At 35.9% G+C, this 21,878-nt stretch carries 22 protein-coding genes and 1 pseudogene; 9 read left to right on the plus strand and 14 right to left on the minus strand.

What is annotated here, in order from left to right:
• Nucleotides 1–9 precede the first annotated feature (9 nt).
• From G4D63_RS02170 to G4D63_RS02185, 4 genes are all read right to left on the minus strand, one after another.
• Nucleotides 10–516: a ferritin gene (locus G4D63_RS02170; RefSeq protein ID WP_163177224.1), complete on the minus strand. Its 507-nt coding sequence runs from the start codon at nucleotides 514–516 to the stop codon at nucleotides 10–12.
• 113 nt (nucleotides 517–629) lie between these two features.
• On the minus strand, nucleotides 630–1,664 hold the full coding sequence (locus tag G4D63_RS02175) for an anti-sigma factor domain-containing protein (protein WP_163177226.1): 1,035 nt from the start codon (nucleotides 1,662–1,664) through the stop codon (nucleotides 630–632).
• Nucleotides 1,661–2,407 carry an RNA polymerase sigma factor SigI gene (gene sigI, locus G4D63_RS02180; RefSeq protein WP_163177228.1) on the minus strand — a complete coding sequence of 249 codons (747 nt, stop codon included), beginning with the start codon at nucleotides 2,405–2,407 and terminating at the stop codon, nucleotides 1,661–1,663. Before sigI ends, G4D63_RS02175 begins: the two co-directional genes overlap by 4 nt.
• 366 nt (nucleotides 2,408–2,773) lie before the next feature.
• Nucleotides 2,774–3,379, minus strand: a complete 606-nt coding sequence (locus G4D63_RS02185; RefSeq protein ID WP_163177230.1) for a DedA family protein — start codon at nucleotides 3,377–3,379, stop codon at nucleotides 2,774–2,776.
• Between the two features lie 164 nt (nucleotides 3,380–3,543).
• Here G4D63_RS02185 and ku point away from each other — a divergent pair, with 164 nt between their 5' ends.
• The gene (ku, locus tag G4D63_RS02190; RefSeq protein ID WP_163177231.1) at nucleotides 3,544–4,446 is read left to right on the plus strand and encodes a non-homologous end joining protein Ku; all 903 of its coding nucleotides are present in this window, start codon (nucleotides 3,544–3,546) and stop codon (nucleotides 4,444–4,446) included.
• A gap of 19 nt (nucleotides 4,447–4,465) precedes the next feature.
• Here ku and G4D63_RS02195 read toward each other — a convergent pair whose 3' ends face one another.
• The gene (locus G4D63_RS02195) at nucleotides 4,466–4,990 is read right to left on the minus strand and encodes a D-glycero-alpha-D-manno-heptose-1,7-bisphosphate 7-phosphatase (protein ID WP_163177234.1); all 525 of its coding nucleotides are present in this window, start codon (nucleotides 4,988–4,990) and stop codon (nucleotides 4,466–4,468) included.
• A gap of 104 nt (nucleotides 4,991–5,094) precedes the next feature.
• Between G4D63_RS02195 and G4D63_RS02200 the strand changes: the two genes are divergently transcribed.
• Nucleotides 5,095–6,939, plus strand: a complete 1,845-nt coding sequence (locus G4D63_RS02200; RefSeq protein ID WP_163177236.1) for a DNA ligase D — start codon at nucleotides 5,095–5,097, stop codon at nucleotides 6,937–6,939.
• 206 nt (nucleotides 6,940–7,145) lie between these two features.
• Here the strand turns inward: G4D63_RS02200 and G4D63_RS02205 are convergent.
• The 3 genes and pseudogenes from G4D63_RS02205 to G4D63_RS02215 form a co-directional block, all read right to left on the minus strand.
• A pseudogene (locus tag G4D63_RS02205) lies at nucleotides 7,146–7,682 on the minus strand (GNAT family N-acetyltransferase).
• A gap of 6 nt (nucleotides 7,683–7,688) precedes the next feature.
• A complete protein-coding gene (locus tag G4D63_RS02210) occupies nucleotides 7,689–8,522 on the minus strand; it encodes a GNAT family N-acetyltransferase (RefSeq protein ID WP_163177238.1) in 834 nt (277 codons plus the stop codon).
• A 186-nt stretch (nucleotides 8,523–8,708) separates the two neighbouring features.
• Nucleotides 8,709–9,620 (minus strand): DMT family transporter, encoded by a 912-nt coding sequence (locus G4D63_RS02215; protein ID WP_163177240.1) that lies wholly within the window; start codon nucleotides 9,618–9,620, stop codon nucleotides 8,709–8,711.
• A gap of 97 nt (nucleotides 9,621–9,717) precedes the next feature.
• Here G4D63_RS02215 and G4D63_RS02220 point away from each other — a divergent pair, with 97 nt between their 5' ends.
• On the plus strand, nucleotides 9,718–11,448 hold the full coding sequence (locus tag G4D63_RS02220) for an ABC transporter substrate-binding protein (protein WP_163177242.1): 1,731 nt from the start codon (nucleotides 9,718–9,720) through the stop codon (nucleotides 11,446–11,448).
• A gap of 18 nt (nucleotides 11,449–11,466) precedes the next feature.
• On the opposite strand, the gene recQ is transcribed toward G4D63_RS02220, so the two are convergent.
• The gene (gene recQ / locus G4D63_RS02225) at nucleotides 11,467–13,623 is read right to left on the minus strand and encodes a DNA helicase RecQ (RefSeq protein ID WP_338023879.1); all 2,157 of its coding nucleotides are present in this window, start codon (nucleotides 13,621–13,623) and stop codon (nucleotides 11,467–11,469) included.
• A 392-nt stretch (nucleotides 13,624–14,015) separates the two neighbouring features.
• On the opposite strand from recQ, the gene G4D63_RS02230 reads away from it, so the two are divergent.
• Both G4D63_RS02230 and G4D63_RS02235 read left to right on the plus strand, forming a co-directional pair.
• Entirely contained in the window at nucleotides 14,016–14,327 is a 312-nt protein-coding gene (locus G4D63_RS02230; protein ID WP_163177244.1) for a hypothetical protein, read from the plus strand.
• A gap of 159 nt (nucleotides 14,328–14,486) precedes the next feature.
• Nucleotides 14,487–14,750, plus strand: a complete 264-nt coding sequence (locus tag G4D63_RS02235; RefSeq protein WP_163177246.1) for a hypothetical protein — start codon at nucleotides 14,487–14,489, stop codon at nucleotides 14,748–14,750.
• A gap of 1 nt (nucleotide 14,751) precedes the next feature.
• On the opposite strand, the gene G4D63_RS02240 is transcribed toward G4D63_RS02235, so the two are convergent.
• Together G4D63_RS02240 and G4D63_RS02245 are read right to left on the minus strand one after the other, a co-directional pair.
• Nucleotides 14,752–16,104 carry an MFS transporter gene (locus G4D63_RS02240; RefSeq protein ID WP_163177248.1) on the minus strand — a complete coding sequence of 451 codons (1,353 nt, stop codon included), beginning with the start codon at nucleotides 16,102–16,104 and terminating at the stop codon, nucleotides 14,752–14,754.
• A 13-nt stretch (nucleotides 16,105–16,117) separates the two neighbouring features.
• Entirely contained in the window at nucleotides 16,118–16,702 is a 585-nt protein-coding gene (locus tag G4D63_RS02245; protein WP_163177250.1) for an ArsR/SmtB family transcription factor, read from the minus strand.
• A gap of 198 nt (nucleotides 16,703–16,900) precedes the next feature.
• On the opposite strand from G4D63_RS02245, the gene G4D63_RS02250 reads away from it, so the two are divergent.
• The 4 genes from G4D63_RS02250 (at nucleotide 16,901) to G4D63_RS02265 (ending at nucleotide 18,734) form a co-directional block, all read left to right on the plus strand.
• The gene (locus tag G4D63_RS02250) at nucleotides 16,901–17,614 is read left to right on the plus strand and encodes a class I SAM-dependent methyltransferase (RefSeq protein WP_163177252.1); all 714 of its coding nucleotides are present in this window, start codon (nucleotides 16,901–16,903) and stop codon (nucleotides 17,612–17,614) included.
• A 137-nt stretch (nucleotides 17,615–17,751) separates the two neighbouring features.
• Nucleotides 17,752–18,009 carry a hypothetical protein gene (locus tag G4D63_RS02255; RefSeq protein ID WP_163177254.1) on the plus strand — a complete coding sequence of 86 codons (258 nt, stop codon included), beginning with the start codon at nucleotides 17,752–17,754 and terminating at the stop codon, nucleotides 18,007–18,009.
• Between the two features lie 193 nt (nucleotides 18,010–18,202).
• Nucleotides 18,203–18,403, plus strand: coding sequence for a hypothetical protein (locus tag G4D63_RS02260; RefSeq protein WP_163177256.1), 201 nt, complete (start codon nucleotides 18,203–18,205; stop codon nucleotides 18,401–18,403).
• Between the two features lie 139 nt (nucleotides 18,404–18,542).
• Nucleotides 18,543–18,734, plus strand: coding sequence for a hypothetical protein (locus tag G4D63_RS02265; RefSeq protein WP_163177258.1), 192 nt, complete (start codon nucleotides 18,543–18,545; stop codon nucleotides 18,732–18,734).
• A gap of 51 nt (nucleotides 18,735–18,785) precedes the next feature.
• Here G4D63_RS02265 and G4D63_RS02270 read toward each other — a convergent pair whose 3' ends face one another.
• From G4D63_RS02270 to G4D63_RS02280, 3 genes are read right to left on the minus strand one after another with little or no spacing between them, the layout of a single operon-like run.
• A complete protein-coding gene (locus tag G4D63_RS02270) occupies nucleotides 18,786–19,727 on the minus strand; it encodes an ArsA family ATPase (RefSeq protein WP_239585845.1) in 942 nt (313 codons plus the stop codon).
• 13 nt (nucleotides 19,728–19,740) lie between these two features.
• Nucleotides 19,741–20,007 carry a cory-CC-star protein gene (locus G4D63_RS02275; protein WP_163177260.1) on the minus strand — a complete coding sequence of 89 codons (267 nt, stop codon included), beginning with the start codon at nucleotides 20,005–20,007 and terminating at the stop codon, nucleotides 19,741–19,743.
• A 59-nt stretch (nucleotides 20,008–20,066) separates the two neighbouring features.
• Nucleotides 20,067–21,812, minus strand: coding sequence for a carbon starvation CstA family protein (locus G4D63_RS02280; protein WP_163177262.1), 1,746 nt, complete (start codon nucleotides 21,810–21,812; stop codon nucleotides 20,067–20,069).
• Between the last annotated feature and the right edge of the window lie 66 nt (nucleotides 21,813–21,878).

Below are 21,878 nucleotides of genomic sequence, written 5' to 3' on the forward strand. Positions count from 1 at the left end.
TTTTATTTGCTACTCTGCCTCTGCAGTAAAAGTTCGTTTTGAAAATTCAGTATCTAACATAAAAATTGCATTACTATCATCATGAATTCTCTTTAACTTTTGAATGATGCTATCAAATAAGTCTTCTTCTTCAACCTGTTCTTCGATAAACCACTTTAAAAAGTTAATTGTTGCATGCTCTCTTTCATCTAGTGCAATATCTGATAAATGATAAATTCGGTTAGTTACTTCTTTTTCTTGTTTCAATGCTTTTTCAAAAACATCCAATAAAGAGTTAAAACTATTATTAGGTGAATCAAATCCCTTAATGGTTGCTCTTTTACCTAATGCATTGATAAAATTATAAAATTTCATCGCATGAAAACGTTCTTCCTCAGCTTGTACAAGAAAGAAGTTAGCAAAACCGTCAAGACCTTCATCTGAACAATATGCAGCCATTGCTAGATAGGCATGTGCTGAATAAAATTCATAATTCATTTGTTCGTTTAAAGTTGTATGTAATTTTTCAGATAACATTAAATCACCCTTTAGTTAGTATTTTGTAGCAATTATATCATATTACCCTAGATTTAAAGCAGTATAATGCTCATGTGAAATTCAGAAAACAAAAAGAAGAGTAGGCATTTACCCTACTCGTCTTCGTCTTCGTCATCTTCATCGTCCCGGTTGTCTCGGTCAGATCTTCCTCTATTGTTGTCGTCATCATCATCTTCTTCATCGTCGTCATCTTCGCGATCATTTTTTTTACTTTCCTTAATTTTACTATTCTTTTCTTTTACTTTATAAGGTGGACCTTTTTTATCCTTCTTATTTCCCTTTTCTGAGTTAATGTTATCCTGTTCACCTATATCATCTTGGTTGCTAGTAGCAGTAGTTTTCTCTTTTACATCAACCTTTGGAAGTTCTTTCTCTACCTCTTCAACTGGTTTCTCAGTAACTACCGGCTTTTCCTTTTGATCTTCTTTAATGACATTCGGTTTCTGATTATTCTCTTTAGCAAGTACAAACTCTTTTACATACTTTCCTGTAGATAAGCCTCTATCTATAGCATTTAAACGATCTTCTTCTTTACGGTCCATTACAGTGATTAATACATTCTCTGAAACATAAGATTTAGCGATATTACTTACATCTTCATCTAGCCTCTTTTTAAGTCTATTTCCCTCATCGTCAACGACAACCGTTGCCAGAATGACTTCGGCACCATCCACATAATACCCAGATTCTTTACTGTGCTTGATAATCTCTTGTGTCACATTGATTATAGAACTATTTTTCCAATCATCAAGACTGTCTAGAATTAACTTTCCTTCTTCGTTATAACTCTTAAGGGTAATTACTCTTAACTTCTTATCAACCGCAACCTCAATGCTCGGATTTATATCGATTGACATATACGCATACACTTGATGACTATCGTAATAAGAAAAAGCGGAGAAAAATAATAAGATTGCGGCTACTGAACTAGCTATTGCAATGCGAAACTTACCAAAATTATTTAAAAATGCGTTTTTTGCTTTTGCTCGTTCATTTAGAGGAAAGAAATCAATTTCTTCCCCAATTTTATAATCTTCCTTTACCTTCCGTCCTTTCAGGAATTCACCTTCAGGGGTAAGTACGGTTACATAATGCGCGTTTATTTCAAGAATTACTCCTTTCTTCAATTGTCCATCACCCCTTTTACATACTCTTTTAAATATAAATAATCGCTAGCCATTAAAATACTTACTGCAATAATATACTTCCTATTTCGTTCAATTGTTTTACGACTTACTGCAACTTCCTTTTCTAAGTCCTTCATTGGAAGCCTCTTTTTCTCAAATAGTATTCTTTTAAATTCTGGGTTCTGGACTACCTCTTTTGCTACTAGCATTGCGTTTTCTCTTGCATCCGTATGCTTTGGCGAGTTTTCAACTAAATCCTGAAAAGACAGATCAAATTGCTTTAAAACAGTTTGATAATGGAGAATCTCGTCTCTTCTATGTTCTTCTTCAAGCTTTAAATGATAGCTCTCTACAGATGCATCAACTTCATACTTATTTTGGACTTGCTCATCATCACCTTGCTGCAAATCCAGTTTAACATTTTGTTGTCTACTTTCTTTACGAATGAAGTCAATTACACGTCTTTTTATAATTAATTCAGCAAACGAAAGTAGTGAGCTACCTCTTTCTGGAGAATACTTTTCTATAGATTCATTAAAGGCAATTAAACCAATACTGAATTCATCATCTGTTTCACTAATGTACCTCTTACACACTTTTGAAACAGTCTTCGCAATGAAAGGTTTATAATCACTAATTAGTTCTTCTTTCAGATAGGTGCTCCCATTTTGTATATCTAACACCTTATCTTCTAAGGTTTGCTTCCTTCTCAAGTTAAAGAGTAAACTCAGCATAGGCTTCACCTCTTCTCTTCCTTAAAATAATTCGGGTTCGTTAAAACCTTTATGTCCGTTTTAATCGTAATGTAGAAAATAAAAAATAGCCACTTCAAATAATGGTGAAGTGACTTATAATGTCGTCTAATTATATCATGAAATAATTAAATTTCATGTCCAAGTTATGGAAGGCTCTGGTGTAATGAACAACAGATAAGTTTATAATACATTTTGTTTTTGAATTGGATCGTTGCATTGCGCTCCAAACACTCTATATTGTTACTAAAGGAGTTTTATAAAAGGGACACTTGAATCTTCTTTTCTAAAAATTGGTTTCATTCCAGAGTAACATCTACAAAAAAATCCTCTCAGTATGTCGAGAGGATTAATAATTTATTTTGTAGTACGTTTGAAGATAACAGCTCTTTTATTCCACATGACATATAGGACAATTAGTACGACTAAAATAATTGCTGTCGGCAGTAGGTATTGATCTGCAAGTCCACCTACGTCCTTCCAGCGTGGTCCTAACTGTACTCCTAAATAAACATATAAAGCTGTAATTGGAAACATGGCTATGAACGTATAAATACTGAACACCCAAACATTCATTTTGGCCATTCCACATGGAATTGATATTAGTGTTCGCACACCTGGAACAAAACGACCTGTAAAGGCAACAATTGCTCCATATTTCATAAAAAACGCATCTGCTTTATTAATTTGTGCTTCTTTGATAAACATGTATTTACCATACTTCACTAGGAACGGTCTACCACCATATCTTCCTAATGCATATAACGTCAATGGACCAAATGTCCCACCAATGGTTCCTGCTAACACAACCAACCAGTACGACATATCGCCTTCAAACACCCAATATCCCGCTAGCGGCAATACAATCTCAGCCGGTACAAATTCAAAGGTTAAGGCAATCATGATTCCTAAATATCCAAACTGTTTAAGAAACTCTACAAACGATATAATCCACTCTTCCATTGAATGCTTCCTCTCATGTATCAAAGCTTTTTAAATAGGACATACAATCGTTATTTTAAAGGTATGAAACCATTAGGTCAATATAGATTGGAAATCTTTCTAACGAGTGAAAGCAGTTCAAAAGGACATCATATGAAAAACACCTGTTTAAGGGAGTGAATTTAATGCATACAATGTGGAAAGGCTCCATTAGCTTCGGGCTTGTAAATATACCAATTAAGCTGTTTTCAGCTACTGAAGATAAGGACATAAAGTTACGTACACTTCACAAGGAATGCCATACGCCGATCAAATACGAGAAGGTTTGTCCAAATTGTGAAAAAGAAGTTGGGACAGATGATTTAGTTAAAGGCTATGAATACGTTAAGGGTAAATTTGTAATGATTACAGACGAAGAACTTGCCAGCCTTAAAGAAGAACATGAAGAAAAAAGTGTAGAAATTATAGACTTCGTTAGCCTAGAAGAAATTGACCCTATATACTTTAGTCGATCCTATTATATGGGTCCAGGTGAGAATGGAAATAAGGCATACGCTCTGTTGCGGGAGGCACTTCAAAAATCCGGTAAGATTGGAATAGCAGAAATTACGATTCGCTCCAAACAACAAATGGCCGTTGTGAGAGTATATCGAAACACCCTCGTCATGGAGACCATTCATTATCCAGATGAGGTAAGAAATGTGGAAGAAGTCCCAAGTGTTCCAGAAAACGTTGATATCAATCCGAAAGAGCTTGATACGGCTATTATGCTAATTGACCAATTAACAACGGAATTCCAACCAGAAAAGTACAAGGATGATTTCCGTGAAGCTGTCCATGGTCTTATTCAGGAAAAAATCAATAGTAATGAAGGTACAACAGCTAAAGAAGCACCTCGTACAAATGTAGTTGATTTAATGAGTGCCTTACAAGCAAGTATCGAGCGTACAAAGAATAAGTCGCCTGCTGCACCGAAGCCAAAGGCTGCTCCAAAAAAAGCTGTAGCTGAGGAAAAAACCGGCACAGAAGCTACTTCAGCCTCACCTGTTGAAAAGAAGAAAACGAGAACAACTAGGAAAAAAGCCTAAGAGAAGGAGTGAGTAAATCTCACTCCTTTTCTGTAATCCATACTGCCGCATCATATAAGTCCTCAAACCGTTGGTCAGCTAAATCAGTGTTTTCATCTCCAACCAAAATGGTTCTTGCGCCAGCGGCTTTACCTGCCATGATGTCAACATCACGGTCACCAATCATATAACTTGATTTTAAATCGATTTCATATTTTTTTGCTAAGTCTGTAATCATTTTGGAGCCTGGTTTTCTACACTCACAGCCTTCGTTTGGTTTATGAGCACAATATACAACCTCAATAACAGTTGCACCAAACGCTTGTAAATCTTCTACTAATTTTTTATGAATGGCCTTTAATGCCTTTTCTGTCATAAAGCCTAGCCCTACTCCACCTTGATTGGTGACGACAAAAACTGGATAACCAGCATCATTCAATTTTTTGATTGCTTCTCCTACTTTAGGCAATAAATAAAGATCACTGGGTTTATTTACAAATTTCACTCTTTTAGATAAAACCTCGTTTATAACTCCATCGCGGTCAAGAAAAATACCACTTTTCAATAAAAATCCCTCCTATCTGTTCGTAATAGACTCACGTAAATTATTGCATAAAAAAGGTGAAAACAAAAAAAGGTAAGGAAAACGAAACTTGAGAGGAAGCCACTATGAACAAGATCCCAAAACCTATGTTGCCCACATTAACGACAGAATTCCCAAAAGGTAATGAATGGGCATATGAAATAAAATATGATGGATTTAGAGCGATGTTTTATATAGATGAGCATAATTTCCATCTGATCAGTAGAAATGGACTGTCTTTAACAGAGCAATTTCCAGAAGCAGAAGAAGCTGCTGTTTTCGCAAGGGATATTTGGAAGAATGAGCTCCCTATCCTTTTTGATGGTGAACTTTGTATTTTAGAGTCGTCCCATAAAGCCAATTTTGAAGACATTCAACTAAGAGGTAGACTTAAAACGAAGGATAAAATTATAGCTCAGATGAATAGGAAAAAAGCACATTATTGTGTGTTTGATTTACTCATCTTAAAAAACAAACAGATTAGTCAGTTACCCTATCAAGAAAGAAAGAATGAACTTCGAAGACTGTTTGAGGACGGTGAATTACCTACTGAGGTACAGCCGCATTCTTCTGTTTTTTTTCAATATATAAAGGAATATACAGATAAAGAAGAAGTATGGAAATTAGCTGAACGTTTTGATGCAGAAGGTGTAATTGTAAAGCTGGTAACTAGTAAGTGGGAGGAAGGAAAACGAACCACTCAGTGGTATAAGATTAAAAATTGGAAGGAAGGTTCCTTTTTTGTTTTAGCTTATGAAAAGAAGAATGGCTTCTTTCATTTAGGAATCTTGCGGAATCAGGAGGTCTTTTCTGCTGGTTTAGTGTCTCATGGCTTTTCATCAGAAGAACGTGATGCACTTATACAGGTGATCAAAGCAAATAAAAAAAGTGAAAACCAAGATATTATATTTGTAGAACCTAGTATATGTATGGATATTCTTTTTCTTGAGCTTTACAAGGATCAGGTGAGACAGCCTTCGTTTAAACAGTTTCGATTTGATTTGAAATGGGAGGATTGTACTTGGGAGAAGCTTCAGCAAAGCATCCATCCTATTCCGGAAGAAATTACAATTACTCATCCGGACAAACCCTTATGGCCTAAAAAGAACATCGACAAACAAACGTATATCATATACTTACGTAGCATCGCACCCTACCTTTTGCCGTTTCTTGAAAATCGGCTATTAACGGTCATTCGATATCCACATGGAATGCTAGGTGATCCCTTTTATCAAAAAAATTGTCCTGATTATGCACCTGAATTTATTCAAACATCAAGATCAGAAGGAATTAATTATATTGTTTGCAATAATATCGAAACCCTCATGTGGCTTGGTAATCAACTTGCCTTTGAGTTTCATATCCCGTTTCAAACGATACACTCTAACGGTCCATCTGAGATTGTGTTTGATTTAGATCCACCTTCACGTGACTACTTTTTCTTAGCAGTAAAGGCAGCTTTAATGATGAAAGAAGTATTTGATGGGTTGAAGCTACAAACCTTTGTTAAGACTTCAGGCAACAAAGGTTTACAGATATATGTTCCACTTCCTGAAAATACGTTTTCATATGATGAGACAAGGAAATTCACGGAGTTTATTGCTCATTACTTAATTACAAAGGATCCTGATCACTTTACTATAGAGAGATTAAAGAAAAATCGAGGCACTAAACTTTACGTAGACTATATACAACATGCGGAAGGAAAAACTATTATCTCACCATACTCTGCAAGAGGTAATGAGGATGGCTTAGTCGCCACTCCACTTTACTGGGATGAAGTAACAGAAGAGTTAACACCTGAACTATTCCCGGTTGATAAAATGGTAGACAGAATTAAACAGGTTGGCGATCCTTTTCAAGATTTTTTTAAAGCAAAGGACACTCAACCCTTTCAGGATATATTGGAATTTCTAACTCGGGCGCCCTAGCACCTGAGTTCTTTTATGTTGGCTCTTTTCTAAAACATTGTTACTTTTCCCGCTAAATTTCTAGATTTTTATTCAATTACCGTAAAAATTTGGGTACATATTAGAAAAGAGCGACTTTATTCATGTAAAGTAGAACCTTACAACTAGGGTAAAAATCCGGTCTTTTAGGGATTTTTACAAAAAAACAATCTATACAAAAACATCCTTTATTTTTGGTATTCGATAAGCCAGCAATCACGATATTCTCCCTCATGCCATTCATGCTTAGGTAGAAACTGCTTCTTACTAAATCCGCATTTTTCGTAACATCGTATGGCTCTATTATTCCAGGCTTGCGGATCCATGACGATCTTAGTCGCTCCGATTTCTTTTACTAGATAATCGACCACCATATTGACCAGCTGTGTACCTATTCCCTTATTCCAATAGATTATTTCACCAATGAACTGATCCATACCATAGATAGAATCCTCCTTTTGATAGGAAAGCTCACTTTTCTCAGTATCAGAAAGTGGATAATACTGAATATAGCCAATCGGCTTTTCATCATAAAGGATAATATTTCGCTAAACTATTTCCCCATCTTCAGAAAAAAACTTCTCTTTTGTTTTTTCAAGGTTAAATGGCTGATCTCTACCTTCATAATATTGCAGGACATTTTCATCACTGAGCCATTTTGAAATCAGCTCAGCATCTTCAAACACGAGGGAACGTATAGATAATAATCGTTTATCAGTATGTATGATGATTCACTCCTTTAACGGAAAGTGGTAAACGGTGTAGTGATTGTGCTTTGTGAAGCCTAACTTTAAAGCAACTTTTATTGAATCAACACGAAACGATTCTGTCGTCCAATGAGGAATATAGCCTCTTTCTAAGGATTCCATGATAAATCTTTTCGCCATCTCTGTGGCAATCCCTTTTCCACGGTGAGAGGTTTTATATGTGTTAATTCCAATCTCATAGTGGTTTTGATAAGCGTAAACTGATAGGCAAGTTCCGACTATTTCTTTACCAGATGTCACACATATCCCTATCCCTTTTGAAAGGAAGTGATCTACACTCGGCCAAAACTTTTCTATCTCTGTTTTTAATATATGTGATGAATCACCTAGAATTTTGTCTTTCGTGACTATCTCAAATTGATATGTAGAGAGTTCCTTTGATTTTAATGTTGACTCGTTTATATAATTCTGAAAATCCTCTTTACTAAATGTAAAGGGCACGCGCTTCCCTTCATTAACTATATACTTGTTAAAAATTGAAGGAATGTGTGAGTTCCAATTCTCAAACGGATATAATTCTAAATTAAAGTGGTCATCACCAGTTTTAATTGCCTCTGGGAAAATGTGTTCTTCCAGAAACGATTCAATGCTTGAAATAAAATCGCTGGTTGGCTCACCAACAAAATAATACATTTCATGTACAGCCCAAATTAACGCCGCTTTCGGTTGTTCCATTTGATCAATAAAAATCCTGCCGCGATTGTTGGCCTCTAGCACCCCTTGTATCACGGTTTTATCCCATAAATATGGGAAGTGTCTATTAATCACCTCAAACTGACTTGATTTTAGTTCATACATAAAGCATAACGCTCCTCAATTTTAATAAAATTATATAAATTTCCAGATCATACCATCAATAGACATATTATAAAATATATTCAAAACTAGTGAAACAAAAATTTAACGCACTAAAGCGGTGGGGGCCTGGCCCCCACCGCTTTAGTGCGTTAAAGAAAGCCTTAGATATGACTCATATAGATAGTACTAATTATGCTTAAGTTTTGATCGGTGTGTTTTGTAGCTTGGTATTGCTTGAACGATGAGAACTGTTATAAATACGATGAATAGCCCGACTGTTTGAAGTAGTGTAAAATCTCTATTTAGAAGAAGTAGTTCAAATAGGGCAATTTCAATTAGCATCAGATTGTTTATGATGCTAGACTCGAAAGCCTCTAAATGCTTTTGACTCCAAGTCCACAGTGTAAACGCAAGAGAACCATTAATAATCCCAAGAAATAACACAATAAAGATTATTTTCCAGGAGAATATAGGTGGTCCCTCTATGATGATTCCTATTATTAGCATTGTTATTGCCCCAATAAGCATAGGTTTCATGACTAATTCTTGTGGATGAATGTTCTTATTCTTTATTAAGTGACGTGTCCAAGTCAGGTGTATAGCATACCCTACTGACGAAAGCAGCACGAAAATGATTCCAGCTAGATTTTGAAGACCGAACTCCCAGGGATAATAATAGCTTCCTGCTCCGACTATTACGCCAACCATTCCGAACCATGTGATTCGCTTGATTTTCTCCTTTATCGCCAGTGAGGCAATCACTGCCACCAACGTAGTATTTCCGATATTTAATAGCAGTGAGGTTTGAGTCGGTGTCAAAAAAAACTGACCTGCGTATTGAAGCCCTTGTCCCATTGTGTAACCTGTTATTCCTAGTAAAACTAGCTGTTTGACTGACAATTTATTATTTAATGAGGTTTTATGTTTCAGTCTATTATTAATCATGAAAAGGAAGAGCACCGCCACACTGTATCTCAATCCAGCCAAGGTTAGTGGGCCAATCCCTTCACCAAATGCTAGTACATTTAAAAAGTATGAAGAAGACCATAATAATGTAACTAAAAACCCCGCGATCATCGCAATCAAACGAATGTTCAATTTAATCCCTCCTATTCTACATTCTAGCTCGTAAAAGGTGAATAAAAAGTGTAAACTTCTATGTAAGTATTTCACCTTTTACTGGGAGAGAGGTTCATTGAAAATTATTGAACACTATATAGCACTTACCGAACAATTCACTGTTTTAGAGATTAATAAGGAGTTCTTAGTTACTCGTACAGAGCTTGCAGAAGTTCTTTATTGTTCGGAGAGAAATGTTGTGCATATTTTGAAAAAAATGCAAGAAAAAGGGTGGATTGTTTGGAAAAGTGGACGTGGTAGAGGTGTTTCTTCAACTATTACCTTTAGAAAAGACTCAAAAGAATTGTTTTTAGAAACAGCAATCACATGGATAAAGAAAGGTGAAACATCAAAAATTTTCTCTTTTATTGAGCAGCTTAATCATAATCAGAAACAAGCATACTATTCCATTCTGCCACAGGCATTTGGTTTTCACGAGATTAGTAATGAAACTGAGAAAATGGATGTCTTAACATTTCCGTATTTCCGTCAGCTTTTTTCATTACATCCAGCTTATGTTGAACGTCAATCAGAGAGACATATGGTTTCACAATGCTTTGATACATTAATTGAGTATAATCTTAGCACTAACATTTTTACACCTAAGCTCGCTCATTATTGGACTTTTTCTCTGGATTTTACAGAATACACCTTTTACATAAGGAAAGGAATTTATTTTCATCACGGAAAAGAACTCACAACTAAAGACATAGCCTTTACGTTTAACCAACTTAAAGAAAGCCCCATGAAATGGTTGATAGAGAATCTAACTAATGTAATTGAGGTGGATTTATATACAGTCAAATTTCAGTTCTTACGTCCTCAATATTATTGGCTGAACCTGTTAAGTTCACCAAAGTTTTCAATTATTCCAGATCAATACGGTGGAATGACACCTGAATTTTTTAGTTTTAAGCCACTTGGAACCGGACCCTATCAAATCAAAGAGAGAACAAACCAACAGCTTACTTTAGAAACACATCCCACGTATTTCAGTGGTCGAGCTCACCTAGACAGAATTGTTATGGTCTTTGTTCCAGAGATTGAACACTATGTATCTCAACAGAACTTTCATGGGGAATTGGTTACTTACTTTCCCTTTTTAAGTAAACAACAGGCGCCAAAGTCTTTTAAGGAATTGACTAGAACAGATCTTTCAATTAAATACTTAATGTGGAATGACAGAAGTAAGACAGGAAACAAAAATCCACAGTTCAAAAGCTTGTTTAGCAGTATTTTAAATAAAAAGAAGTTGGTTGCTTCACTAGGTGGAAATCGCTATGTGCCTACTGACTACATGTCACAAATTGTTTTTGAAGAAACTAGTTTAGACCCATTAGATTATAATCTTGAACCAATAACTTTAACAGCTCTTACTTACAATCTTGTACCAAACCTTGAAGATTTAGATTGGATACAAGCACAGTTAAAGTTCAACAATATATCTTTGAACATTACAATCCTTGATTATCAGGACTTTATAGACGTGAAATTTCACAAGGATGTAGACCTCTTTTACTCAGAGTTTGTAAGAGAGGAGAATAATCTTGCTTCCCTATTAAACTTATTTTATTGTGAGACTAGTATCGTTTTTAATGGATTGTCACAGGCAAAGCGAAAACAGCTGGCAGAGTTATCACGTGAAAGAGATGGAATTTATAAGGTAGAGCATCTACTACTAGAAGAGAACATTTTACTTCCTCTTTACTCAACATCCCAAGTAGCTTATTTTCATGAGTCTATAAGAGGGACCTCGCTATCAAATGTAGGTTTAGCCCCTTTTAAGGATTTGTTTTTTATACGGTAAAACGAAAAAGCCTCTCGCTTAGCAAGAGGCTTTTTCGACTTCAGATATTTTTATTTTAGTTAATGCCAGTTTTATTTTAAAATAATCGATTTCATCTGGAAGTAATTCCTTAATGGGCTTTAGTTTCTCATCCCCAACCTTTGCAATTTGTTCTCCGATCAACTTTTCCTCTTCGTCGCTAAGAACGTCAGACCAGTTAATCTCGTATCCTTCTTCGATTGCTTGAATCATATGATTTTGAATCGTTACTAGAGACCTCTCTCTTTGTAAGGATATTTCTTTTACACTCAATCCCTCTTGAAATAAGGTGTACGAGACTAAATGACTTGGCTGTTGGTCTTCTAAATTCTCGACACTTTCCTTCGCTTGGATTTTTTTGCTTTCATCTTCCATGTATTGATGAATCACTAGTAAAAAGCGTTCACCATACTTGTCACGCTTTTGTTCACCAATTCCTTTTACCTCAATAATCTCGTCCATACTCACTGGTTTTATCTCACATAGTTCTCTTAGAGTTCGGTCAGAGAAGATGACAAATGGTGGTACACTCTCTTCTTGGGCAATTTGCTTACGCAATTCTCTTAACCTATCAAATAAATCACTGTTACTTTCTGGGCGTTGTTTGGTTGGAACAGTCAGTCCTCTTTTGAAGATTTGGACTTGTCCAAGTAAAACTGGAAGTGACTCTTTGGTCAAGGATACAACAGGATATTGCCCCTCTGATAAGGCTAAATATCCTTCCGCAATTAAATACTGAATCATTGCACTAATTTCTTTTTCAGCATATTTAGAAAGAAGACCATATGTTGAGAGCTTTTGAAAACCAAATTCTAACACTCTCTTATTTTTCGAGCCTTTTAAAACTTGTGCAACAAGAGTCATGCCAAATCGCTCATTCATTCTCTTAATACATGAAAAGATGATTTGCGCATCTTTTGTAATATCAATTCTTTCTCGTCCATCCTTACAATTTGAACAGCTCTGACAATTGTCATACTGCTCGTTCTCGTTAAAATAATCTAGTAAATTGACTTGTAGACATTGTTCAGTATGACAAAAATCAACCATTGCTTGTAGCTTTTTATATTCCTGCTGCTTTAACTCTGGATTAAGCAAGGTTTGTTCAATTAAAAACTTTTGCAGGTGAGAATCTTGTGGAGAAAACAATAAGATACATTCACTCAGCTCCCCATCTCTTCCTGCTCTTCCCGCTTCCTGATAATAAGCTTCAATCGTTCTAGGTAATTGATAGTGGATAACATATCTGACATTCGACTTGTTAATCCCCATTCCAAACGCATTGGTGGCAACCATAATATCAGTTTGATCGAATAAAAATGCTTCTTGTGCCTTTTTTCGATCCTCTTCATTTAGTCCAGCATGGTATTTCGATACTAAGTAACCTTGCTTAGCCAAAACACTGTGTACTTTATCAACATCTTTCCGTGTTGAGGCATATATAATGCCTGGCTTCGCTTTATTTTTCGAAACATATCCTTTAATAAACGCTAATTTATCTACACCTTTTTCAACAGACAGTATTAGATTCTCCCGTTTAAATCCTGTTGTAGTGACATTCTCACGTTCTATAGAAAGAAGATTACAAATGTCATCTACCACTTCGTTTGTGGCTGTCGCAGTTAATGCTAGAATAATAGGACTTGTAGGTAACGATTGAATGACTTGAGAAAGCGTTCGGTAGCTTGGACGGAAGTCATGACCCCATTGCGATACACAGTGGGCCTCATCAACAGCAATCATTTCCACACGGAGATTTTCTAATAAGGAGCAAAATTGAGGAGATTCAAAACGTTCTGGTGCCACATAAATTAACTTATATTCACCATTTTGTGCAGCATACAATCGTTCATTGACCTCTGTTTGAGTTAAAGAGCTATTAATGTACGTAGCAGGAATATTAATCAAGTTTAAGCTATCAACCTGATCCTTCATTAAAGAAATTAACGGAGAAATAACAATGGTGATTCCTTCCATTAATAAAGCAGGAATTTGATAACAAACCGATTTCCCTCCCCCTGTCGGCATTAGCACAAGAGAATTACTGCCATTTAACGCCTTTTCAATCACTTCAGCTTGTCCACTCCGAAATGAATCATAGCCAAAATACTTCTTCAACATACCCTCAGCAGCTTGTAAGATACAACATTCCCCCAAACATTCAACTTCTTTATTACATAGGACTTATTATAACAAAAATCGGTAACAATCATATAGGGATTGTTTTACATCAACTAACTGAATTTGTAGCTTTAACACATTAACGCATCGGGGGCCTGGCCCCCGATGCGTTAATGCACTAAACTACTTTATTTTCAGGAGAACTTAATAATTATAATAATTAACTTCAAGCACTTTGGTTTTTATCTCATAGTTTAGAGAAATTAACCAATAATAATTATTAATAAACCTTCTTAGGAGGCATGGTAAATTTGTTTAGAATCTTATTGCTGCTTTTGGTTACTTTCTTTTTTAATCCATTTTCCTCTTTTGCGAGCCCCTTATGTGAACTTCCTTGCAACCACCAAAATAACGAATGGAAAATACAGGTGAAAGAGATAAAGACAAAGTCATCTGATCTTAGTTCACTTTGGTTTCAATTGAAAAATATGGACTCTTCAAAAGACCAAGTATCAATTGATGGTTTTGTTGAAAGCCCAATACTTAATCTTAAATTACCACTCTTTAATACTGTTCATTTAGATGTACTACCACAAGACCGTGAATTTATATTTCAGCAATATTATGAACCAACCAATTCGGAGAATATTGAACTAATCCTTACCTGGCGTGAAAGCAATCAACTGCATAGTGATATAATCGTCATCAATTTGGAATCAAATAACGCGAAAAAGGAGTGATGTTCCCTTTTTTGCGTTATTTTTTTAGGCAAACTTCACTCACTATTTCCCAAGAAATCTGTCGATTCATTAGATTTATAAAGTATTATTGGTTCTTAAATGTCTATATGGTATTCTTCTAGCAATATTTGGTAATCCTGAAAATAAGGAGCTGATACAATGGTAGAACGTACTTATAAAATTCTAAATTCAATAGAAATAGATAATACAGTGACTGTTACTTATCTTTGTTCTAATGATCCTATTCAGGAATCGCTTTATCAATGCACTTTTTCAAATCATTCACATCAATATGACATTAAAGAACATTTACAATTCTGTTTAAAAAATGAAGATTTCTTAGACATTCAGGGGTTGTATTCACAGCACTTAGAACAATCTATTGTAGACACGCTATATCAAGAGATTCACAACCTCTCTTAAACTATAGTTCTGCTGCTACTGTTTTCGGTTCTTTCGTAGTTACTTTTATAAGATCGCTTTCTTCATCAATAGCGTCAGGAACTTCATTTTCTAAATTTCTAATTCTTGGGTGTAAATAGAAACCAACCGACAATGCTGCCCAAAGTACTCCTAGTGTTAAGAAAAGCAGACCTATTCCTCTGCTATCACCTACTCCAATCCAAGCACCCACACTACCGGCGAGTAACCCACCCTCGACCATTAATGGATTAAATACTTTTTCAGTAACTGGTCCAGCTGTAATATAGGCAATTGGTGCTAGAGAGAGGGCAATCATCCTTCTAAGTGCAAACACTCTACCTTGAACACTTGGGTGGACCTTTCTTTGCCATATCGTTTGACTTGCAGCATTACCAAACGGCATAAGCGACATGCTGATAAACATTCCGATTGTAATGACCAGAACAGAAGGGAACATTCCAGCAATACTTAGACCAATTGCACTTATGAAACCAAACAACAAAAATTGTTTTATATGATCCTGCATCCCGCCCCAAAGACTCATTAAAATACCGCCTAGAAGCATACCAACTCCCATAATTGAAATAGTCATTCCAAGAGCCTTTTCATCCCCTAAAGTAAGAATCAGTGGCTGAATAAGCACGTTTACATAACCCAAAAGGAAGTTTGCAAATGCAAAGTACACTAGCATCCCAACCAGTGCAGGTCGGTTTTGGATATATGACCAACCAAGCATTGCCTCCTTTAAAAATGGTGATTTTTCTTTATTAGGCATTTTAGTTAGTTCTGGAAATTTCACAAATATCAACGTGGTAATGGCTATAAAAAACGAAATAAAATCAATAAGGATGATCCCGTTTAAACCGATTAAGCCTAATAATAATCCAGCAGCTAATGGAGCAACGACCATAGAAAGTGAATCTGCCATTTGAACCATACCGTTTGCTCTACCTAGGTTCTTTTTCGGAACTAGTAAAGCAATCGTTGATTGATAGGCTGGTAGTTGAAATGAACTACTAAAGGAAGCAAGTCCTGATGTCACAAATATATGCCAAATTTCGAGATTACCTGTTGATAATAGAATAAAGATTACTAGTGTGCTAAACCCAGCCACACAATCAGCGGCAATCATTATTGTCTTACGCTTATATTTATCGACTATATACCCAGCTATCGGAGAAGCAAGGAGTCCCGGAAGTACAGCTGACATGATAATAAAAGAAAAAAGTGTAACCGATCCAGTTTCTTGGAACACCCAAACCCCTAAAGAAAACGACGTTAAACCTGATCCAATAACAGAGGCAAGCTGACCAAACCAAATAATTAAGAACGTTTTAAAGCTTTTTTGAGCCATTTTTGTACTCCTCCTAATCAATCACTTTATGAAAGCCTAAAAGTAAGTTATACTCTTCACCTTTTCTATCACATGAATTGCTACTCTCTATTCGCTTACTCCATTTTTCTGATAACAATCTTAATTCCTCATAAAGCTCATCTCGGTCTTCATCCAGCATCGTATGATTAATTTGAAGGAAAATTGGTTTAAGAAATTCTTCATTTGTCTTTGCCTCTTCTACAGACCTTGAAAAACTTTTTCCAAATTCGCGAAGTGTGTTATTTATAATTTGACTTTGTTCGTGGTGTTCAAATATTCCTTCTCCTTCTGTTTTTGAAAGTCTAATCCTTATTACCTTTGCGATGGGAAGATAGTATTTTTCAATAATTCCTCCATTTACTTTTGTATCAGTTAGAAATAATAATTCCAGTTTTACAAGTTCCTTTACATGGTAATGCACTTTTGATGCTGACATACCTAACTCATCTGCGATTTGTTTAGCCGTTCGTGGAATTTCATCTCTAAACATACTAATTATTTTCATACGTAAATCATGTGATAGTACCTTAGCCTGTTTAAGACTCTTTACTTCGAAATAATCTAATTGTTTCTTCATTGTATTTCTCCATTCAAACTTTATTTATCATTCAGGAAAATTTGAATGACTTAATTTATTTGATTATAAAACCAATATTATCCATTGTCAATAATTAACATTTAAAAAAATTCGAATTGATCTTATCCATTGTACAAATGACCATTACCTTTACAAGTGCATATGCTTTAGAGAGGAAACGATAAAGGAGAAATTGAAATGACTTATTCATATACAGACCTACTTGCTTTATTTGGTATCGGTGGTGCCCATCCTGGTGGATTAACATTAACAAGGGCTCTCCTAGATGAACTAAAGCTTGAATCTAGCACAGAGTTTTTAGAGGTTGGTTGTGGGACCGGCCAGACAACAGCTCATATCTCAAATCATTATCCATGTCAGCTCTATGCAATTGACCAACATCCTGTCATGGTTGAAAAAGCAAAAAAACGTTTAGCAATTGATGAACAATCAAGAATAGTAGAAGCATCTGCAGAAAATCTTCCCTTTGTAAATCAAAAATTTGATTATGTACTATCAGAATCAGTAACCGCATTTACAAATATCAATGTATCCTTAAGTGAGTACTTCCGAGTTTTAAAGGATAGCGGTCAATTACTTCTTATTGAAATGACAAAACTAGAGTCTATGAGCACACAAGAATCAAAGGAACTACTTAATTTTTATCAATTTAGAGAAATATTAACTGAAGAAGAGTGGAAAAAAAGATTAATAGAAGTTGGTTTTACTGATATACAAACATTTTCTATTTCGCTAGATGAATTATTACCTGAGGAAGACGACTTTACTGAATTTGATATAAGTCCTGATTTGGATCCGAACCTTTTTGATATATTGGACCAACATGATCAACTCACACAGCATTACCAAAACAAGCTAGGTTTTCGTGTATTTTTCTGTAATAAGTCTTAACTAGTCAAATGTACAATCCCTACTTGCCTCCCTAACATATGTTAATAGCGTATAGGAAACTTGACAGGTTATCTTAATTCAATCGAATTGATAATTAGCGATGGTTTCACTTATGCCTATAAAGGAGGTAAGAATATATGTCTCATGATATTTATGGATTATGTTGTCGTTATCAAGGTAAAGTAGTGAAAATCAGAGAACACACAGGTCGTGTTCATGTAGGAAAAATAACAAGAGTAACAAAAACCCATGTCTACATTCAACCAGCTGGTGGTGGTCTTGGTGGCCTAGGCTATGGTTTTTATGGCGGATGGGGATGGCGTCCAGGTGTAGGCTACGGTTTAGCTCTTGGCGCAATTACCGGACTAGCGCTTGCTGGCCTATTCTTCTGGTAATAGAACAATCAACATTCTTTTTTTAAATAGTATAAATTCACCTTCCTTCCCTTTTACGCACTAAAGCAGTGGGGGCCAGGCCCCCACTGCTTTAGTGTATTAAATCGAATTTAAGAGTATTTAATGAAGTTTCATATCTAATTAAATCTTTACCCTCATATAATGGGATAAGCCTATGTGAGGAGGTATTGTTATGGATCGACAGCGCACTTTTTTTTATGGTTTTATTGTGGGGGTAGTGTTTATGATGTTTCCAATCCCTAGTGTTTCGGTATTAGGAAATCTTCTTGTTTCGATACAAGGAGCCATACAAATTATTGGTCTTATTGTATTTATTGCTTGTAGTATCCCTTTATTAATTAGCACTTTTAAAGCTTTTATGAATCAATTCTAATAATAACTCTATCAGACTGACCCTGTTTCACTTGCAAGATAGAATCCTCTATTACTGATGGAAACTTATACCGTTTGATACATATTTTTCACAACCACGGTACACTCTATAATCGTAACTATTGTAGAGGAGGATTAACATGCAAAAGAACGCTAGAGGATTTGTCCAAGAATCATATTCGGCTTTAACAAATGCACGAGAAAATCTTCAACAAGCCTTAAATACTGTTGAGAAAAATGAAAATCGCGGTCAGATTGAAGACTCACTTCGAGCAGTTGAAGATGCTCTTCAACAATGCAACCAAACGGTTGAAAGATTAGAACAAGCATAAGAACAGGAAGAGGTAGGAATTTCTCCGGAGTTCCTACCTCTTTTTATACGTTCACACAACACTAGATTGTTCAGCTAGCTTTTCCGCATATTCCTGCAATAAGGCCACAGAATTAATGTCTGTTTCAAACAAGGGAATATAATGAATCTCCTGCTTCGAAAATTCTTTGCGAATCCACCCCAAATATTCGTTCTCTGTTTCTTTTCTTTTCTTCCAAAAATCTCCGGTAATCTCATGTGACAGCACTTTATTGACGATAAGCCCCTCAACGTCTAGCTGATGCTTGTGAAGAAGCATAATTGCTTTGGAGGTTTCTAGAATAGGCAAGCGTTCAGGATTTAACACAAAAATAAATCCAGTAACTTTCTTGTCTAACAGAATTTTACGAACAGCTGAAAAGCGCTCTTTTCGCTTTTGTAATACTTGATAAATTGGATCCTCAATTGGCTCACCGTCATTTAAAAGCTGTACATAATTGTCGTTACGCTTTTTCCTTCGTTCTAGCATCCCATCAATCCATACACTCATTAATTCTGGTAATGTTAGCAGCCTGATTGTGTGTCCTGTAGGAGCAGTATCAAAAATAATGCTATCATACTTCTCACCTTCATCTAGAATAATGGATACAATCCGGTCGAATAGTGCAGCTTCCTCTGCACCTGGTGAAGAACTTGCAGCATCTATTTGTCTGTTAACCTCATCTACCATCGTTGATTTTACAACACCTTGAATATTTTCCTTTACTGTTTGAATATAACGTGTGGATTCTAGCGTAGGATCGATTTCAATCGCATACAAATTAGGAGATACAAGGGTCGCTTTATTTTTTAACTTTGTATGAAAGATGTCACCAGCATTGTGAGCTGGATCTGTTGATATCAATAACGTCTTTTTGTTTTGCTTCGCATGTAAAAGGGCAAGTGCAGCCGCACTAGTCGATTTTCCGACACCACCCTTTCCTCCCACAAAAATAATTCTCTTATTCATTAACATAGTTAATCATCCTTTAGCAGCAACGTATTCCATCTAGTGGTGATTTCTCCATTCCCATTCGCAAATGCCAATCATGAAACTTTTCCAATATATAAGGATATAGCTCTAATGTGTAATAAAAAGCAGGGTTAGGTAACCCTAGCGTTTCTGACATACAAAGTAATAAAAATAAATCATCTTCATCTCTGAGCTCTCTTGCAATTTCCGTTCGATGCTGTACAGACAGAATATCATCATATAGCTGTAACAACTTTTTCAAAGCGGTAATACCCTTCTCCATTTACATACACCTACTTTATAAAGTGAAAAGGGAACCCGCTTTTAACGGGCTCCACTATTTTACATATTTGTATTAATATTAGCTGGATCATCCTTCTTTGAAAGCTCCTTGAATGCAGTTAGAACAATCCAAATGGCAAACACTAAAATGATACTACCTAAGACGAATAGAAGTAAGTTTGCATCTGTTGCCCCAAGACCAGACCACTCAAATAATACCTGTTGAGCCATTGCCCACACTGTCATGACGAGAATAAATACCATTGGTATAAAGGTAACTAAGTAATTTCTTCCTAAACGCTTAAGCCAGATTGAAATGAGTAATAAGCTGATTCCAGCTAATAGTTGGTTTGATGTTCCGAATAAAGGCCATAGTAAGTAACCTCCGGAGCCAAATCCATTTGGACCTTTTGGTATAAGAACTAATGCAGCAGAAGCAAAAACGGCAACAGAAGTGGCAACATGCGTTTTCGTTAACGATTTTACCTTATACTCTTGACCTAGCTCTGCAATGATATATCTCATTAATCGAACAGACGAATCAAGTGTAGTCGCAGCAAAGCTTACTACGATTACAGAGATAATCGTACCAGCAATACCAGCAGGAATACCAATTCCTGTTGCTAACTGTGCTCCACCATTGATGAAGTTTCCTAATCCACCTGCATTGGCTGCTCCAAAGCTACTATACGCCTCTTTGAATTCACCAATATTGGCAAACACCGTTACACACGCAATAATTGAAATTAACGCTAGGAAACCTTCTCCAACAGCACCAAGGTATCCTACAAAGCGAGCATCTGTCTCTTTATTCAGCTGCTTAGATGTAGTACCAGAAGATACAAGTCCGTGGAAGCCTGAAATAGCTCCACAAGCAATCGTAATGAATAATAAAGGTAACCATGACTTATCAGCAACATCAAAATTGGTAACCGGTGCAGTGATCTCAGGACGTAATACAAATAATCCTAAGTACATAACAACAAGACCAACAACTAATTGATGGGAGTTAATATAGTCTCTTGGCTGTAATAACTTCCAAACTGGTAAAACAGAGGCAATGTAACAATACACCATTAAAATGATAATCCAAACAAAGAAGGCTAACGATACACCATTTAAGCCAAACAGCGTTGTATTTTCTGCTCCTCCAAAATAACTAACTAAATCAATTTGAAGTGCAGGTACAAGTGATGTAACAACAGCCATTCCATACATGGCTGCTAAGGCAACTAAGGATGGAAGTAGCATTCCTCCCTTTTTCTTATAAACCGTATACCCAATCCAAATGGCTAACGGAATTTCAATAAATACTGGGATAACACTTGCTGGGAATTTGATAAATAAGTTAGCAATTACCCAAGCAAATACGGCATTAACCATTAATACTAGAATTAGAATAATAAATAAGAATAATAGCTTCGCTCGTTTCCCTATTAATTTATCAGCTAATGTTCCAACTGATTGACCCTTGTTACGAACTGATAGCACTAATGTTCCAAAATCATGAACACCTGCTGCAAATACTGTTCCAAGTAATACCCATAATAAAGCAGGTAACCAGCCCCAGTAAACAGCAATTGCAGGACCTACTATTGGTGCTGCTCCCGCTACAGAGGTAAAATGATGACCCCATAAAATCGTTTTCTTCGTTGGTACGAAGTCTACTCCATCATTAAACTGATGAGCAGGTGTTACGTAGTTGGGATCTAACCTAAAAATTCTTTCTGCGATAAACTTGGAGTAATAACGATAGCCTAACAAAAACACAATGGTTCCGATGATTGCTAGCCAAATACTGTTCATACATTTCCCTCCAATTCTCAATTATTCAGATTTAGTACTAGGTATTAGTTGCTACATCTAATTGAA

It is taken from the genome of Bacillus mesophilus, assembly GCF_011008845.1.
In the GTDB taxonomy this organism is placed as follows: Bacteria; Bacillota; Bacilli; order Bacillales; family SA4; genus Bacillus_BS; species Bacillus_BS mesophilus.

Coding starts and splice junctions, on each gene's coding strand:
- G4D63_RS02185 (WP_163177230.1), bottom strand. CDS start 3,379: ATGGAAGAGTGGATTATATCGTTTGTAGAGTTTCTTAAACAGTTTGGA.
- G4D63_RS02200 (WP_163177236.1), top strand. CDS start 5,095: ATGAACAAGATCCCAAAACCTATGTTGCCCACATTAACGACAGAATTC.
- G4D63_RS02275 (WP_163177260.1), bottom strand. CDS start 20,007: ATGGAGAAGGGTATTACCGCTTTGAAAAAGTTGTTACAGCTATATGAT.
- ku (WP_163177231.1), top strand. CDS start 3,544: ATGCATACAATGTGGAAAGGCTCCATTAGCTTCGGGCTTGTAAATATA.
- G4D63_RS02170 (WP_163177224.1), bottom strand. CDS start 516: ATGTTATCTGAAAAATTACATACAACTTTAAACGAACAAATGAATTAT.
- G4D63_RS02250 (WP_163177252.1), top strand. CDS start 16,901: ATGACTTATTCATATACAGACCTACTTGCTTTATTTGGTATCGGTGGT.
- G4D63_RS02270 (WP_239585845.1), bottom strand. CDS start 19,727: ATGTTAATGAATAAGAGAATTATTTTTGTGGGAGGAAAGGGTGGTGTC.
- G4D63_RS02210 (WP_163177238.1), bottom strand. CDS start 8,522: ATGTATGAACTAAAATCAAGTCAGTTTGAGGTGATTAATAGACACTTC.
- G4D63_RS02255 (WP_163177254.1), top strand. CDS start 17,752: ATGTCTCATGATATTTATGGATTATGTTGTCGTTATCAAGGTAAAGTA.
- G4D63_RS02260 (WP_163177256.1), top strand. CDS start 18,203: ATGGATCGACAGCGCACTTTTTTTTATGGTTTTATTGTGGGGGTAGTG.
- G4D63_RS02265 (WP_163177258.1), top strand. CDS start 18,543: ATGCAAAAGAACGCTAGAGGATTTGTCCAAGAATCATATTCGGCTTTA.
- G4D63_RS02245 (WP_163177250.1), bottom strand. CDS start 16,702: ATGAAGAAACAATTAGATTATTTCGAAGTAAAGAGTCTTAAACAGGCT.
- G4D63_RS02235 (WP_163177246.1), top strand. CDS start 14,487: ATGGTAGAACGTACTTATAAAATTCTAAATTCAATAGAAATAGATAAT.
- G4D63_RS02240 (WP_163177248.1), bottom strand. CDS start 16,104: ATGGCTCAAAAAAGCTTTAAAACGTTCTTAATTATTTGGTTTGGTCAG.
- G4D63_RS02280 (WP_163177262.1), bottom strand. CDS start 21,812: ATGAACAGTATTTGGCTAGCAATCATCGGAACCATTGTGTTTTTGTTA.